Raw genomic sequence first — 15175 nt, forward strand, 5'->3', positions numbered from 1 at the left:
CTAGGTAATATACTTGTTTGAAAAATAACACAACAAAAAAGTAACCTAGCGTCTCCCAGGTTACTTTACTATGTAGCGATGTGGCCATCCATCTTGACAACGTACATCGCGCGTGGCTTACATTCCTCTGTCTGTAGGCCACTGTTATGATATTCACATTGACACCCTCTGTTATCAATGTGAACTCTGTATATATAGTACTTCTCAACCCGAGAAGCATATGTCAAAAATTTAAGCTAAAATAGATGCAAGTACTGCTTTTTGTGCATGTAGTCTGTTTTCTGCTTGCTCAAAGATGTAAGAATTAGGGCCATCAATAACAGATGTCGCTACTTCCTCTTCACGATGTGCAGGTAAGCAGTGTAAAAACATATAATTTGGCTTTGCATAGGAAACAAGTTCATCATTAATTTGATAACCAGCAAAGTCTTGAAGACGTTTTGCAGCTTCTTCTTCTTGTCCCATGGATGTCCAAACATCTGCATATACTACGTCCGCATTTAACACCGCTTCTACTGGATCATTTGTGATTGTAATGGTACTGCCATTTGCCGCTGCGATAGCTTGTGCTTTTGCGATAACCTCTGTATCACATTCATAGCCGACAGGCGTTGCCACTGCCACGTTCATTCCTACATGTGCAGAAGCGACTACTAATGAGTGCGCCACGTTGTTGCCATCTCCAACATATGCAATTTTAAGTCCTTTTAGTTCACCTTTATTCTCAGCGATTGTTTCTAAATCCGCCAATGCCTGACATGGGTGATAAATATCTGTTAATCCATTAATAACTGGGATAGTTGCATGCTCGGCAAGCTCCTTCACCATAGCATGGGAATTTGCTCGAATCATAATACCATCTAAATAGCCTGACAGTACGTGTGCTGTATCATAGATTGATTCACCACGTCCAATCTGCAAATCACGCGCATGCATAAACATACCTTTTCCACCCAATTGATTCATGCCTACCTCAAAAGAAATACGAGTACGAGTTGAATGTTTTTCAAAAATCATGCCAAGTGTTTTACCTTCTAATAGCCTTGGACATTTTCCTTCTTTTGTTATAATTTTCAGTTGTGTTGCTAATTCCACTAACTGTTGAACCTCTTCACTTGTATAGTCTAACAAAGTTAGTAGGTCTTTACCCTTTAAGCTAGACACTAACTTTAACTGTACTTCCTCAAGTAATTTCATAGCCTTCGCTCCTTGTTCTGTTGCTGTTGAAATAAGTATAGCATGCATAAATATAAAATCAACTGAATTTTTATGTTTATTTTTAAAAATTAGAAATCTACAATAAAATATGTCAAAAATGCGTCTCTTTGAATATTTATGCATAATTCTATTTTTAACAATCATATTCTATAAATTATTTGCATTATCTTTCATGCACATTTATAATTAATGCACATTAACTATTTAGGCGGTGAAACAAATGGAGAAAGAGCTTATACAACTTGTGAAAGAGCTGAACCAAATAGAATATGAAACAAATGTAATGCTAACAGAAGAATTCTCCACCTTGTTAGACGAAACATTAACTACAAAGCAAGCACTATTCTTAAGTCTTCTTCAATCACATGGTCCCTTGCAAACCTTCGAATTAGCAAAACTGATGGGAACATCTGCTAGTGCTGTTAGTCAATTAGTAGGAAGACTAGAACAGGAGGGCTTTATAAAAAGATCCATAAGTAAAAAGGATCGCAGAGAAATCATTATCGAGTTGGATACGAGAGGTCATGATTATTTTCAGAAGCAGGAAGAAATTGAGCTAGCTATTATCAATAAATACTATTCACAGCTCCCTAAAGGAGAGTTGCTGCAATTAAAAGAAATTTTCATGAAACTACATGCTATTGTCTCTAATGCACAAAAAAATAGCGATTAAGGGAGGAATATTTGTGGATTTAAATGATTTAAAAAAGGATATTTTTAAAATTGCTTATCCTTACATAAAGCCTCGTCCGAATGTAACTTTATCCATTGGTGTTTTTTGTCATGACCAAGACGCTACTTTTATATTCAACGGCTCAAATGTCACATATGATAAAAAGCCCTATATCTATGAAATTGGGTCAATCTCTAAAGTTTTAACAACATCCATGTTTGGGGAGATGATTCAAGAAGGAATCGTGAAGGTTGAAGACTCTATCGGCAAATATTTTTCTGCAATTCCTGATAATCACCCTGTTACTTTGAGGCATCTGGCAAATCATACATCTGGTCTACCGGGAATAGGTGTACTGAAGAACATCTATAATCTTTTTGATAGCCAAACACCTCGTGACCCTTTTTGTCCCTACTCATTGAATGAGACAATACATTATTTTAAAACCCATACATATGAGCCTAAAGCTAAGTTTAGGTATTCTAATGTAGGAATGGGATTTTTAGGATATTTATTAGCAAATGAACTTCATACCGACTTTGAAACAGCTATCACACGTAGAATCGTAGAGCCTTTAAATTTAACGAACACCTTTATTTCTATCCCCTCCTCTAAAGAAGGTGCCATATTAGAGGGTTACTCTGTTCGTGGACATAACAAGCCTCCACTTCAAATGAATGAATTTATGGCAGCGGGCGCTATTCGATCCACAGTTGATGATTTATTAAAATTTATAAAAATACATGTTGGCAATCAAAATTCAGGCTATCAATTAACACACCAAGCTACTCATACTATTTCAAAAGATATATGCATCGGACTAGGGTGGATACTTGAAGACGATATTTTTTGGCATAACGGGTCAACGAAAGGCTTCTCTAGTTATCTAGGATTTAATAAAAAACAGCAAACAGGTGTCGTGATTCTATCCAATTATCGATCCCCTATACTAGCAACAAATCCTGTTCATATGGGAAAAGATATCTTACAGCTTTTACAAAATTCTTTATAGAGAAAATGGGGTGTTTCTTGAATGGAATAAAAGGAATTACCCTATTCTTCACAAGAACACTCTTGTAGCTCCTATACATACCGTACACTTGTCAATTCCTTCACTCATTCTCAATAGTTCATAGGCTCGATAAATGCTTTTAGAAGCTAGCTATTGTTCTTGTCATAAGCTAACTTAACGTACACAAGCTGTTACTCAGTTCATGTAACTATCAATATTACTCGTTAGATTTTTCCATTTACCTACCAATTAATACGCCACTATGTTACGATTTCTATAAGAGATAATTTTCAATCAGTTATGACAAGGGCAATTTGGAGGTTAATTATGCAAAGTTATTTAGTTTATACTTTATTACTAATCTTAATTTTTATTGCAATGGTTAGCTCTTGGGGAAACTCCTCTAAAACGATATGGTATGTAATAGCATTTACAAGTATTATCTGCTTAATGATTATGAAAACAATTGATCGAAAAAGACATTGAATAATAGGGCAATTATCGCCTATAAGAAACAGTCAATATTATTTGTTACATATAGATACTCCCTACACCACTATTTGTGAATTCTCTACATTTTAACAAAGTAACGGTAAACAAAATGGCAGGTAAAAAAACGAAAAGAGGGGAATGTATGATAAAGAAAAACATTCGATTTGCGTTGTTATTTTTCATGGTAACAATTGGATGTAAATCAATTTTTCAAAATGACATTAAGTGGGGAGAATCAATAACAATCACAATTTTAATATTTCTGTTTTCACTATTGTATGATTGGTCAAATGTCCCATATAAATGGAAGAAACAACAATAGAGTTGTACCCTGAATTTCCTTATTGATATAGGAATAAATGAAAGGAGATTACAGCATGGAATTATTCATGGAACTTGTAGGTATTGTTCTACCCATTGCAATAATTGTAGGAATTGTGATCTTTGTTGTTAAAAGGCTTGAGCAAAAACATAAGCAGGGAAAATTAGGTAAGAAAAAATCAAGAGGCGCTCAAATCTTATTAGATAGTTTAATACCACTAGGCATGCTTGTTGGCTGTGCAATTGGTTTGATTCTTAGCATGTTTTTCTCAATTTCATTATTATCTACAATAAGTTTTGGCTCAGGAATAGGCTTACTACTTGGCTATTTTGCTTATGAAATTTATGGCAATAGAGAGGAAAATTATTCATAAGAAACTATTATTCCTTAAGAGTTTGACTTGACTTGTGTTTTCATTAATCTTCATTATCGCAAATCCTTTTTTATTCTTTTAAGCAAGTTAATTGGTCTTGGAATCGTGAAAAAAAGCCTCCTAACATTTTGTTAGAAGGCTAAACCATATTAGCAGTATCAGTCAAATATAATTTGATTAACTGCATCTCTGTCTAATTTTTTTATAACTTCTACCATTAATTTTACGGCATTATCATAATCATCACGATGTAGAATACCTGCATGTGAGTGAATATAACGTGTTGCAATACCGATTGATAGTGCAGGTATGCCGTTAGCTGTTACGTGAATAGAGCCTGCGTCTGTACCGCCACCAGCCATTGTCTCGAATTGATAGGGAATATTATGCTCGTCAGCCACATCTAATACGAATTCGCGTAAGCCACGGTGGGATACCATTGATGCATCATAGACAACAATTTGTGGACCAGCACCCATTTTACTTGTTGATTCCTTCGCAGTTACCCCTGGCGTGTCCCCAGCTACACCTACATCAACAGCAAAGCCAATATCAGGTTGAATTTTATGAGTAGCTGTTTTTGCACCTCGAAGACCGACTTCTTCTTGTACATTCCCTACAGAATAGAGGATGTTAGGATGTTTTTCATTTTGTAACGCTTTCATAACATCAATGGCAATTGCACAGCCAATACGGTTATCCCATGCCTTTGCTAAAAGATACTTGTCATTTTTCATAACATTAAATTCAAAATATGGTGTTACCATATCACCAGGACGCACGCCCCATTCAAGCACCTCTTCCTTTGAAGCTGCACCCACATCAATAAACATATCTTTAATGTCTACTACTTTGTTTCGTACATCTGCTGGTAAAATATGTGGTGGCTTAGAACCAATTACCCCGATGATTTCATCATCTTTACGAGTTGTAATTGTCACACGCTGTGCAAGCATTACCTGGCTCCACCAGCCACCTACAGTTTGGAATTTGATAAACCCTTTATCATCAATTTGTGTAACCATGAAGCCAACTTCATCTAAATGCCCTGCCACCATAATTTTTGGACCATTTTCATCGCCCACTTTTTTTGCGATAACACTACCTAAGTTATCTGTTTCTACTGAGTCTGCATATGGTGCAATGTATTTTTTCATAACCTCGCGTGGTGCACGTTCATTCCCTGCTATTCCATTCGCATCCGTTAAATCTTTAAACATTTGTAATGTTGGATCTAGTTGTGTCATCCTTTTGCCTCCTACTTCTAAAATCTTCTCTATTATACTTCGTTTACCGAAATATTCCTAGTATAATCGTCTGAAAATTGATGTATTTCTCACATTAATATCCTGAACGCTGGCGATTATAATTTTCTTCATTCTTTTCTATATACGCTGCCACAACGTCCTCAAACGTAAAGCCTAAATTATACGCAAGTAAACTATAGCATTGCCAAATCATTAAATATCTATCCTCTGATGGCTGGTGAATAAACGTTAAAATATAGTCCTGTGTCAATAAGAAAATTTCTGTTAAATTTCGCTTTTCTTGAATTACTGGCCAATTTTCTAGCTTTGTGTAACCCTTTAGTAGACCAAGGGATAATATAAAATGAATTGAATCCACATACTCCTCTAAAATAACAGTACGATCTGAGGGTCCCTTTGTACTCCAAAATTTAAAGCAGCGTGTTTCATTAGCTAGTTCTGCTAATTCAACCATTAATGCTAAACCTTTTTCTTTAAAAACATCCTGTTCAATTTTTTGTGTTTTCTCGATAAAATCATCAAGCTCTTGCTGCATTTTAAACAATTGTTGTAAATTCATTTTTTTCTCCTAAATTTCTAAATTAATTTATAAAAAGTGAAACTAATTTCCCCCTTCAATCGTATAGGGAAGAATAACCTTTATTCAAGGGGGAAATAAAACATGTTGCCGTTACTAATTCGACTTGCTGTAATTGCGCTTATAATCTATGTATTTTACAAAGCGATTCGTTATATAACCGATCCTAAGCGAAAACTTGATGAAGCCTATGAAAAAGGCCATTATTATTTTTACGATGATGTTAAAAATGTCCGAAAAAATTTCTTTATATCCTATAAGGGTGCACTTTTTGAAGGTGAAAAATACCTCGGTACTACTGAGGAAGCCTTTGAGGTTGTGACAATTTTCGTTGGTGCTCGTGATGCTGCGACATTGCAGGGCTTCAAAAAAAGTGATTTTGAATATTTACAGCAAGAAATCCTATTGAACTATCCAAACGCAAAAATTAATTGGAAGCAGCCCATTGAACAGCTTATGCGCAACACATCCTCCTCATGAGGATGTGTTTGTAATTAGCGTATTTTTTGTGTCTCCTCACTCTCACCATAGCTGTACAACGATAAAAATTTGAACAGCGGCTAACAGTGGGAAGCCAAAAGCAAAGCTGTTATGGCGTGTTTTATGACGAAATAAATACATTCCCAACACGCCGCCTACTGCCCCTCCAGCAATGGCCAGCGTAAAAAGCGAACGTTCCGCAATTCGCCACTCATGCTTTTTTGCTTTGGATTTATCCATGCCCATCATTACGAGCAGTACTATAGAAACAATTGCCATATAGGCTACTAATGCTTGTCCCATTGAAGTCTCCTTTACAAGTGATTTACTACTAACTCTAACATAAAAAAGACTGACGGATACATCCATCAGTCTTGAGAATACATATTATTTTGCGACTGTCGCTTCGCTTTCATCGCAGAATTTAACTGAGAGTCGCTTCGTTTCAGTCGTGTAAAAAACATTATATCGCTTAATTATTTAGCGACTGCTTTTTTAGCAGCATCTGCTAATTGAGTGAATGCTGTTGCATCTGTTACAGCTAGATCTGCTAACATTTTACGGTTAACTTCGATACCAGCAACTTTTAAACCGTGCATTAAACGGCTATAAGAAAGACCGTTCATACGAGCAGCTGCATTAATACGAGTGATCCATAATTTACGGAAATCACGTTTTTTCTGACGACGGTCACGGTATGCATATGAACCTGACTTCATCACTGCTTGGTTAGCAACTTTATATAATGTATGTTTAGAACCAAAGTAACCTTTAGCTAATTTTAAAACTTTTTTACGACGTTTGCGCGTCACTGTTCCGCCTTTTACGCGTGGCATATGAATTACCTCCTGCTTTTCATTTAAAAATGAATGTTAGTTATTTTGTGTAGTCTAATTATTTCATGTAAACAAGTAATGAACGAATACGTTTGAAATCACCAGATGAAACGATGTTCGCTTTACGTAGGTGACGTTTTTGTTTCGTAGATTTGTTTGCGAATAAGTGGCTTCCGTAAGCGCGGTCGTATTTTAATTTACCTGAACCCGTTTTTTTGAAACGTTTCGCAGCTCCACGGTGAGTTTTCATTTTTGGCATGTCGAATTCCTCCTAAACTGTTCGTCTAATATTATTTCTCGTTCTTTGGTTGAAGAACTAAGAACATGCTTCGGCCTTCCATCTTCGGCTTTTGTTCTACCGTCGATACTTCAGCACAAGCTTCAGCAAAGCGATCTAGCACACGTTGACCAATTTCTTTATGTGTAATCGCACGACCTTTGAAACGTAGGCTACATTTAACTTTATCGCCTTTTTCAAGGAATTTAATCGCATTACGTAACTTCGTTTGGAAATCATGTTCATCAATTGTTGGGCTCAAACGAACCTCTTTCATGACGATGACCTTTTGATTTTTACGAATTTCACGGTCTTTCTTTTGCTGTTCAAACTTAAATTTACCATAGTCCATGATACGAGCGACTGGCGGCTTGGCTTGAGGGGCCACAAGGACAAGATCCAAGTTTACACGAGCGGCGATTTCTAGCGCTTCATTACGTGTCTTTACACCAAGCTGGTCACCATTGTGATCGATTAATCGAAGTTCACGTGCGCGAATGCCTTCGTTTACATACATGTCTTTGCTAATAGTAATCCACCTCCAAGTAATTGTCGCGAATACATGGTTTGGGCAAAGCCTTGCCCGGTTGAACGGTACATCCTCTTGTCATGTCCATAAAAAAAGGACGGACACTTTGAAGATGTCCGCCCGCTATATGTGCATGCGCAAGTCTGCGCAAAACAATTCAACGTGTCATACCTGTTCACAGCCTAGAGCGTTAATCAGGTGAGAAGCGGGCAGCCTCTACTTCAACCACAAACTTTGTATTCATTAACCTTAATTATATTAGCATGTATATAATAAGCTGTCAAATATTTATTTTCTTATCCCTACTAGATTGACCTAGAAAAAAATATTTTATACAAAAGCAAGATTCATTTTATATAGAAACCCTCACTAATGTAAGTGAGGGTTTCTTATGAATGCTTATTTAGTAATTTCTGCTTTTATAGTTGCTAGGAAATCTTCAAAGCTAATTGTTTCAGAATCTTTTGAGCCATAACGACGTACATTCACGCCATTTGCCTCAACTTCTTTATCCCCAATGACAAGCATATACGGGATTTTTTTCATTTGTGCTTCACGAATTTTATAGCCTAATTTTTCTTCACGGTCATCCATTTCAACACGTAAGCCTGCTGCTGTTAATTGCTCTTCAATTTGTTTTGCATAGTCGAAGTGGGCTTCATTCGATACTGGAATCACTTCTACTTGAACTGGCGCTAACCACGTTGGGAATGCGCCTTTGTATTCTTCAATTAAGAAGGCTACGAAACGTTCCATTGTGGAAACAACACCGCGGTGAATAACTACTGGACGATGTGGCTTTCCATCTTCACCAACATAAGTTAGATCAAAACGTTCAGGTAATAAGAAGTCTAGTTGAACTGTTGATAAAGTCTCTTCTTTACCAATCGCTGTTTTTACTTGTACGTCAAGTTTAGGGCCATAGAATGCAGCCTCACCTTCCGCTTCGAAGTAATCTAAGCCAAGCTCATCCATTGCTTCTTTTAACATGCTTTGTGCTTTTTCCCACATTTCATCATCATCGAAGTATTTCTCTGTATCTGCTGGGTCGCGGTAAGATAAGCGGAATGAATAATCATTTAAATCGAAATCTTTATAAACCTCTAAAATTAACTGCACCACTTTTTGGAATTCTGCTTTAATTTGGTCTGGACGAACAAAAATATGAGCATCGTTTAAAGTCATCCCACGTACACGTTGTAGGCCTGAAACTGCTCCTGACATTTCATAGCGGTGCATTGTACCAAGCTCTGCAATACGTAATGGTAGGTTACGATAAGAATGCATGCTGTTTTTGTATACCATCATATGGTGTGGACAGTTCATCGGACGCATAATTAATGTCTCATTATCCATTTCCATTGGTGGGAAAATAGAATCTTGATAATGATCCCAGTGACCAGAAGTTTGATAAAGCTCTTTTGAACCTAATACTGGTGTATAAACATGCTTATAGCCAAGTGATAATTCTTTATCCACGATATAGCGCTCAATAACACGACGAATTGTTGCACCATTTGGTAACCAAAGTGGTAAACCTTGCCCTACCTTTTGAGAAGTTGTGAACAGGTCTAATTCTTTCCCAATTTTACGGTGATCACGCTCTTTAGCTTCTTCAAGCATTTGTAGGTGGTGTTTTAATTCCTCTTTTTTGAAGAACGCAGTACCATAAATACGTTGAAGCATTTTATTATCAGAGTTTCCTCTCCAATAAGCACCCGCTAAAGATAAAAGCTTGAATTCACGAAGCTTACCAGTTGATGGTACGTGAATACCACGGCAAAGGTCGAAAAATTCTCCTTGATAATAAATAGACACTTGCTCATCAGCAGGAATGGCTTCTAGTAATTCTAATTTATATTCATCGCCAATTTCTTTATAGATTGCTTGAGCCTCAGCACGGCTTACATTTTTGCGTTCTACTTCTAGGTTTTCCGCAATAATTTTTTTCATTTCTTTTTCAATTGTAGGTAGATCTTCAGCAGTAATTGGTGTTGGTGAGTCAATATCATAATAGAATCCACCTTCAATTACTGGACCAATACCAAGCTTCACATCTGGGAATAGACGTTTAATAGCTTGCGCAGTTAAGTGAGCTGTTGAATGTCGTAAAATCTCAAGAGCTTCCTTATCATCTTGTGTAATAATAGCAATTGTTGCATCCTCTTCAATTGGTGTTTTTAAATCCACTAATACACCATTAATTTTACCCGCATAAGCTTTTTTTCGTAGACCTGGGCTAATTGATAATGCTACGTCATCAGTTGATGTGCCTTTTGCAAATTCCTTTACAGCGCCATCTGGAAAAGTTAATTTAATCATTTCTGACATATTGTTTGCACTCCTTACAGTTTTGTTATGATGCATGATGAAGTCCCGGAAACTAAAAAAGCCCCGTCCCTCACAAAAGGGACGAAGCGTATGCTCGTGGTTCCACCCTTCTTCCTTCCGACCTTTCATAGTCAGACGAAGCTCAAGGCTAGCTAACGGGCTAGGGGACCGGCGAAAGATTATCCCTTTCGCTGCTCAGTAGGTAGTAAATAATGTGCTCTAACTAGGAAGCTTGCAGCCAATGACTTCCCTCTCTAAAAGCCGTTACACAAAATTCATGTCCTCATCAATGCATTTTTGATCAATTATGCCTCGGCATAATTGCGTCTGGAATCGGCTTTGTGCTTAGGCCTGCACGATGCAGGTCAGTTAGCCGTTATCGCATGGATGCGATGGTTTTAGGCTAACATCCTTTATGAACTCTTTCCGATTCCGTGACATCCGCCGGAGGCATTAACTTTTTTCAGCGGGTGTTTGCACAGCCTGCTGAAAGAAGTTATTTATTATATGTGACAGTATACGCTCGATTGTCGTAAAATGCAACTGCCAATGTTACATCCGTCGATTTTTGCCACGCATTTCAATGGGCTCCGTTAAGGCTTTAATACGTTCCATAATCCGTCCTGCTTTGACTACTTCGATATCACCTTTTTGTGATTGTGCTAAATGATGTTCCAATTCATCATAATTAAAATTAGAAGTTATAAATGTTGGTAATTGCTCGGCCATACGATAATGGAATATAGTTCCCAAAATTTCATCCCTCGTCCAAGTGGTCATCGTTTCGGCTCCTAGGTCATCAAGCATCAGCACAGGTGCCTTTTTCACATAGTCTATTTTTTCATTCAATGTATTATCACCAATGGCATTTTTCATTTCTCGTAAAAATTCAGGCACAAAAACGACTACTGAACGAATTTTGATAGCAGCTAATTCATTAGCCAAGGCACCCAATACAAAGGATTTCCCTACACCAAACTTTCCGTATAAATAATAGCCCTTCGCAGGGAGCTTCCCTGATTCCACAGTAGCCTTGACAAATTGTGCCGCTTTTTGCGCAATCATAACGCGAGATTCGTCGTCAATCATTAAATCTTGAATGGTTGCTTGAAGTACATCTTTAGGCATATGCATACTTGCAATCATATTGGCTACATCCCTGCGTTCATCCTCACGTATTTTTTGCTCACAACGCACATAATCCATTTCAACAGTATTTCGAACGACACGTAAAGTTGGAATAAAACCTTTTAAATAGTTTGTACAATGATCTGTATTGTCACAGCCACAGCAAACAGTAGATTGACTTATAAACTCTTGAAGCTTCGGTAAATTACGCTCAATGGAATCATAGCTTAACTCATTTGCATGCGCTGCTAAAAAATCTTGCACACGAGGGTTTTCTAAAATTTCTCGACGCATCGCTTCGTAACGCTCTTGAAATGATGGTACATTAACTGCTCTTTTTAATGGTCCATTAATTTGTTCGATTGTCGTTCACCCTCCTACTTATCACTTTTTCCTAGCATTTTTAATATTTTTTGACGCTCTTTTTCAAAATCCATCGTGCTTGAGGTGCTTTCCTCCTGCTGCTCATTACGCTTGTAAAACCATTCAGGTACCTTCTCTTCACGTTGCTTTCCTGAACGTCCTTTGACATTTTGACTGCTTTTACTCGGTGTCTGGGGTTTATTTTTCCAAGTAGTGTATTTATCATGCTCCTGACGCGCAAGCTCCATTGCTTCCTTAGCTGTTTGAATATTTTTGCGAACCCAATGATCTGCAATCGTCTCTACATACTTTTTAGGTAGCTTCATATCCGTAGTAAGCATTACATATTCTAAAAGAGCATTGACAACTCCTACTGGCATGCCATGCTGAACAATTAAACTTTCAGCAAGTTGGACAGAGGTTTGTAGAGGCTCTTTACCGTTATTAATATCTCGTAGCACTTGAATAGGAGGTGTGGTTTCTAGGTATTGCTGTAGCTCCTGATCCTTTGTTTTATGTCCTGCTCCTTCTACAGGGGCTGGCTCATTTATTCGCATCAATTTTGGTGGCTCTTTTGAGACAGTTAGCTTATAAAAATCAGCTGCAGCCTTACGAAGCCGCTCCTGTGAAATGCCCACATCATCATCTAAAGCTAGAATCACTATTTTTTGCATATCTAGTGCAGTTAAATGATACAGGAATGCAAGTTTAGCAATCGTTTCACGAACATCTAATGTAAGTAAACTGGCAGGCACTAATTGCTCAGATAACCCTGCTTTAAGAAGCTCAAAATCAAACTGGTCAAAATAAAACGGATATATTTTTGACTGATTATCCTTGCTACTCTTACTAGCTTGTAAATCATCCGGAATATTTGAATTTACAGGCTTATAAACATCAATAAAAGCGCGAGATACATCTTTAAATTCAGCATCTCTTGCAGGAGCTATAAAGCGCTGTCGCAGCCTCCGATAAGCTTGCTCTCCAATTTTACTAAATAAAAACATGGATAATAGCGGGTCTTTCATAAAACTATCTGCATCAAGTGGACGAATCAGTTCATATAAAAAGCTTCGCTCTCCCGTATTTTCTTTCTTCCATGTACGTAATAAGCCAATCGCTTCAAGTGCTATTCGTGCCTCAAATATTTTACCAATCGGAAGCCCTAAAACATTCATTAAATAATAATGTGTCATTTGCTGATCTGGCATTTGCTCAGCTTCTGCCCAAAGTGTTAAATAAAGGCTTATCGGCTCTGCCCCAGTTAATGGCTGATAAAATAATGTTACTAATTGACGTTCCTGTGTAGAAAGTGCATGAGGTAAACGAATGTCAAAAGAATCAGCAGGCTGTAATTCCTTATACAAATGAATCAACGACATTCACCCTCTCTGGATTACTTAAGATTTTTGCTCTGTCTGACGTTGAATAATATCTTTAATTTCTTCAATAAAGACATTGATGTCCTTAAATTGACGATAAACCGATGCAAAGCGGACATATGCTACCTCATCGATTTTCGCTAGGCGGTCCATTACCATTTCCCCAACATCCTCAGAGCGTACTTCTGAATTACCAATACGACGGAGGTCTTTTTCAATCGATAATACGAGTTGCTCAAGTACATCTAGGGCAACTGGACGTTTTTCACAAGCACGAATAAGCCCACGAAGTACCTTTTCACGACTAAACTCCTCACGTGAACCTTCTTTTTTTACAACAACAAGTGGTGTCTCTTCAATTTTTTCAAACGTTGTAAAGCGAAAGCCACATGACTCGCATTCACGACGTCTTCGAATTTCTTTATTATCATCTACTGGCCTCGAATCCACTACACGCGTTCCGTTAAATTGGCAAGATGGACATCTCATATCTTTACTCTCCTGATTTCACAACAATTTAATATTCCTATTATAACAAATTTCCCACAAGTAAGAAAAGCGCATTCACGCTAGTGTGCTCATGATAAACCCTGAAAGCAGAAAGTACAAGTATAGATGCCAACAATTTTTCAAGTGAATTTCCTTAAAAAGCTCATTCAAAAACTATTACTCTAACAAAAAAGCACACCGAAATCACCAGGATTTCAATGTGCTTAGTATAATTATTATGCGTTAACTGTTTCTAAAGCGTTTGCCACTTTTTTCACAAGATCTACTACACGTGCAGAATAACCCCATTCATTGTCGTACCAGGCAAGTACTTTTACTTTGCGGCTACCCATTACCATTGTCGAAAGTCCATCAACTGTAGAAGAGTAAGTTGTTGTATTGTAATCAGAAGATACTAGAGGCTCAACTGAGAAGTTTAAAATTCCTTTCATTGGTCCTTCAGTAGCAGCATTCACAAATGCAGCATTAACAGAATCTACTGTTACATCTGTATTTAAATCCACTACAAGGTCCACTAAGGATACGTTTGGTGTTGGAACACGAAGTGCCATACCATGAATTTTTCCTTCTAATTCTGGTAATACCAATTTCAATGCTTTTGCAGCGCCTGTAGATGTTGGAATGATTGACTGCGCGCATCCACGTGCACGACGTAAATCTTTATGTGGATTATCTAGGTTCTTTTGGTCATTTGTATAGGCATGAACAGTTGTCATTAAGCCATTATCGATACCAAATGTGTCATTTAATACTTTCGCAACTGGTGCTAAGCAATTTGTAGTACAAGATGCATTTGAAATAACATCATGTTTTGCAATATCAAGTTTATCGTCATTTACACCTAAAACAATTGTTACGTCCTCGTTTTTACCTGGTGCTGTTAAGATTACTTTCTTTGCCCCTGCTTCTAAGTGCATCGCAGCTTTTTCACGATCATTAAATTTACCAGTTGCTTCGATAACAATATCTACACCCATTGTAGCCCATGGTAATTTTAAAGGGTCACGCTCGCTAATAATTTGAACACGTTTACCATTTACAATTAAAGCATCGCCTGCTGGTTCAACCGTACCTTCAAATGTTCCGTGATTTGTGTCATACTTAATCAAATGTGCTAACGTTTCTGCTGGATAGCTCGCGTTAATAGCAACAATATTTAAACCCTCTTGTACGATCGCTTGGCGGAAAACCATACGTCCGATACGTCCGAAACCATTAATAGCAATTGATACTGTCATTTATAAAATCCTCCTGTGAGTACATACTCAGATTAATTATATACTTTATGGTGATTAGTATAACACAATTTTAAAAAAGATGAACATTATATACTCATAATATTAAAGTTCTTATTTTCTGAAAAATAATTTTGTCAAATTTTATCCCTATTATGGCGTAAGCAAA

At 37.3% G+C, this 15175-nt stretch carries 18 protein-coding genes; 6 read left to right on the forward strand and 12 right to left on the reverse strand.

Annotation, left to right across the window (positions count from 1 at the left end; all coding sequences use genetic code 11):
• Positions 1–231: 231 nt before the first annotated feature.
• Positions 232–1197, reverse strand: coding sequence for an ornithine carbamoyltransferase (argF, locus tag QNH24_RS19280; protein WP_054770936.1), 966 nt, complete (start codon positions 1195–1197; stop codon positions 232–234).
• Positions 1198–1438: 241 nt separating this feature from the next.
• On the opposite strand from argF, the gene QNH24_RS19285 reads away from it, so the two are divergent.
• The 5 genes from QNH24_RS19285 (at position 1439) to QNH24_RS19305 (ending at position 4090) form a co-directional block, all read left to right on the forward strand.
• A complete protein-coding gene (locus tag QNH24_RS19285) occupies positions 1439–1891 on the forward strand; it encodes a MarR family winged helix-turn-helix transcriptional regulator (protein ID WP_283869119.1) in 453 nt (150 codons plus the stop codon).
• Positions 1892–1904: 13 nt separating this feature from the next.
• Entirely contained in the window at positions 1905–2903 is a 999-nt protein-coding gene (locus tag QNH24_RS19290; RefSeq protein ID WP_283869120.1) for a serine hydrolase domain-containing protein, read from the forward strand.
• A gap of 327 nt (positions 2904–3230) precedes the next feature.
• Positions 3231–3389, forward strand: a complete 159-nt coding sequence (locus QNH24_RS19295; protein ID WP_283869121.1) for a hypothetical protein — start codon at positions 3231–3233, stop codon at positions 3387–3389.
• Between the two features lie 148 nt (positions 3390–3537).
• Positions 3538–3717, forward strand: coding sequence for a hypothetical protein (locus QNH24_RS19300; RefSeq protein ID WP_283869122.1), 180 nt, complete (start codon positions 3538–3540; stop codon positions 3715–3717).
• Positions 3718–3784: 67 nt separating this feature from the next.
• Positions 3785–4090, forward strand: a complete 306-nt coding sequence (locus QNH24_RS19305) for a hypothetical protein (RefSeq protein ID WP_283872895.1) — start codon at positions 3785–3787, stop codon at positions 4088–4090.
• A 158-nt stretch (positions 4091–4248) separates the two neighbouring features.
• Here the strand turns inward: QNH24_RS19305 and QNH24_RS19310 are convergent, their stop codons facing one another.
• Both QNH24_RS19310 and QNH24_RS19315 read right to left on the reverse strand, forming a co-directional pair.
• The gene (locus QNH24_RS19310; RefSeq protein ID WP_283869123.1) at positions 4249–5337 is read right to left on the reverse strand and encodes a M42 family metallopeptidase; all 1089 of its coding nucleotides are present in this window, start codon (positions 5335–5337) and stop codon (positions 4249–4251) included.
• A gap of 94 nt (positions 5338–5431) precedes the next feature.
• Positions 5432–5917, reverse strand: a complete 486-nt coding sequence (locus QNH24_RS19315; RefSeq protein ID WP_283869124.1) for a dUTP diphosphatase — start codon at positions 5915–5917, stop codon at positions 5432–5434.
• Between the two features lie 102 nt (positions 5918–6019).
• On the opposite strand from QNH24_RS19315, the gene QNH24_RS19320 reads away from it, so the two are divergent.
• Entirely contained in the window at positions 6020–6415 is a 396-nt protein-coding gene (locus tag QNH24_RS19320) for a sigma-w pathway protein ysdB (RefSeq protein WP_283869125.1), read from the forward strand.
• A 42-nt stretch (positions 6416–6457) separates the two neighbouring features.
• Here the strand turns inward: QNH24_RS19320 and QNH24_RS19325 are convergent, their stop codons facing one another.
• From QNH24_RS19325 to QNH24_RS19365, 9 genes are all read right to left on the reverse strand, one after another.
• Positions 6458–6718, reverse strand: coding sequence for a DUF1294 domain-containing protein (locus QNH24_RS19325; protein ID WP_054770910.1), 261 nt, complete (start codon positions 6716–6718; stop codon positions 6458–6460).
• A 173-nt stretch (positions 6719–6891) separates the two neighbouring features.
• Positions 6892–7251, reverse strand: coding sequence for a 50S ribosomal protein L20 (gene rplT, locus QNH24_RS19330; RefSeq protein ID WP_283869126.1), 360 nt, complete (start codon positions 7249–7251; stop codon positions 6892–6894).
• A gap of 58 nt (positions 7252–7309) precedes the next feature.
• Entirely contained in the window at positions 7310–7510 is a 201-nt protein-coding gene (gene rpmI / locus QNH24_RS19335; protein ID WP_283869127.1) for a 50S ribosomal protein L35, read from the reverse strand.
• A gap of 31 nt (positions 7511–7541) precedes the next feature.
• Positions 7542–8045 carry a translation initiation factor IF-3 gene (gene infC, locus QNH24_RS19340; protein WP_016994853.1) on the reverse strand — a complete coding sequence of 168 codons (504 nt, stop codon included), beginning with the start codon at positions 8043–8045 and terminating at the stop codon, positions 7542–7544.
• A 411-nt stretch (positions 8046–8456) separates the two neighbouring features.
• Positions 8457–10388, reverse strand: a complete 1932-nt coding sequence (gene thrS / locus QNH24_RS19345) for a threonine--tRNA ligase (RefSeq protein ID WP_283869128.1) — start codon at positions 10386–10388, stop codon at positions 8457–8459.
• Between the two features lie 552 nt (positions 10389–10940).
• Positions 10941–11870, reverse strand: a complete 930-nt coding sequence (gene dnaI, locus QNH24_RS19350; RefSeq protein ID WP_283872896.1) for a primosomal protein DnaI — start codon at positions 11868–11870, stop codon at positions 10941–10943.
• Between the two features lie 23 nt (positions 11871–11893).
• Positions 11894–13261, reverse strand: coding sequence for a replication initiation and membrane attachment family protein (locus tag QNH24_RS19355; RefSeq protein ID WP_283869129.1), 1368 nt, complete (start codon positions 13259–13261; stop codon positions 11894–11896).
• An 18-nt stretch (positions 13262–13279) separates the two neighbouring features.
• Positions 13280–13750, reverse strand: coding sequence for a transcriptional regulator NrdR (gene nrdR, locus QNH24_RS19360; RefSeq protein WP_283869130.1), 471 nt, complete (start codon positions 13748–13750; stop codon positions 13280–13282).
• Positions 13751–13986: 236 nt separating this feature from the next.
• On the reverse strand, positions 13987–15009 hold the full coding sequence (locus QNH24_RS19365; protein WP_283869131.1) for a glyceraldehyde-3-phosphate dehydrogenase: 1023 nt from the start codon (positions 15007–15009) through the stop codon (positions 13987–13989).
• Positions 15010–15175 lie beyond the last annotated feature (166 nt).

This window comes from Lysinibacillus pakistanensis (assembly GCF_030123245.1).
GTDB lineage: Bacteria > Bacillota > Bacilli > Bacillales_A > Planococcaceae > Lysinibacillus > Lysinibacillus pakistanensis.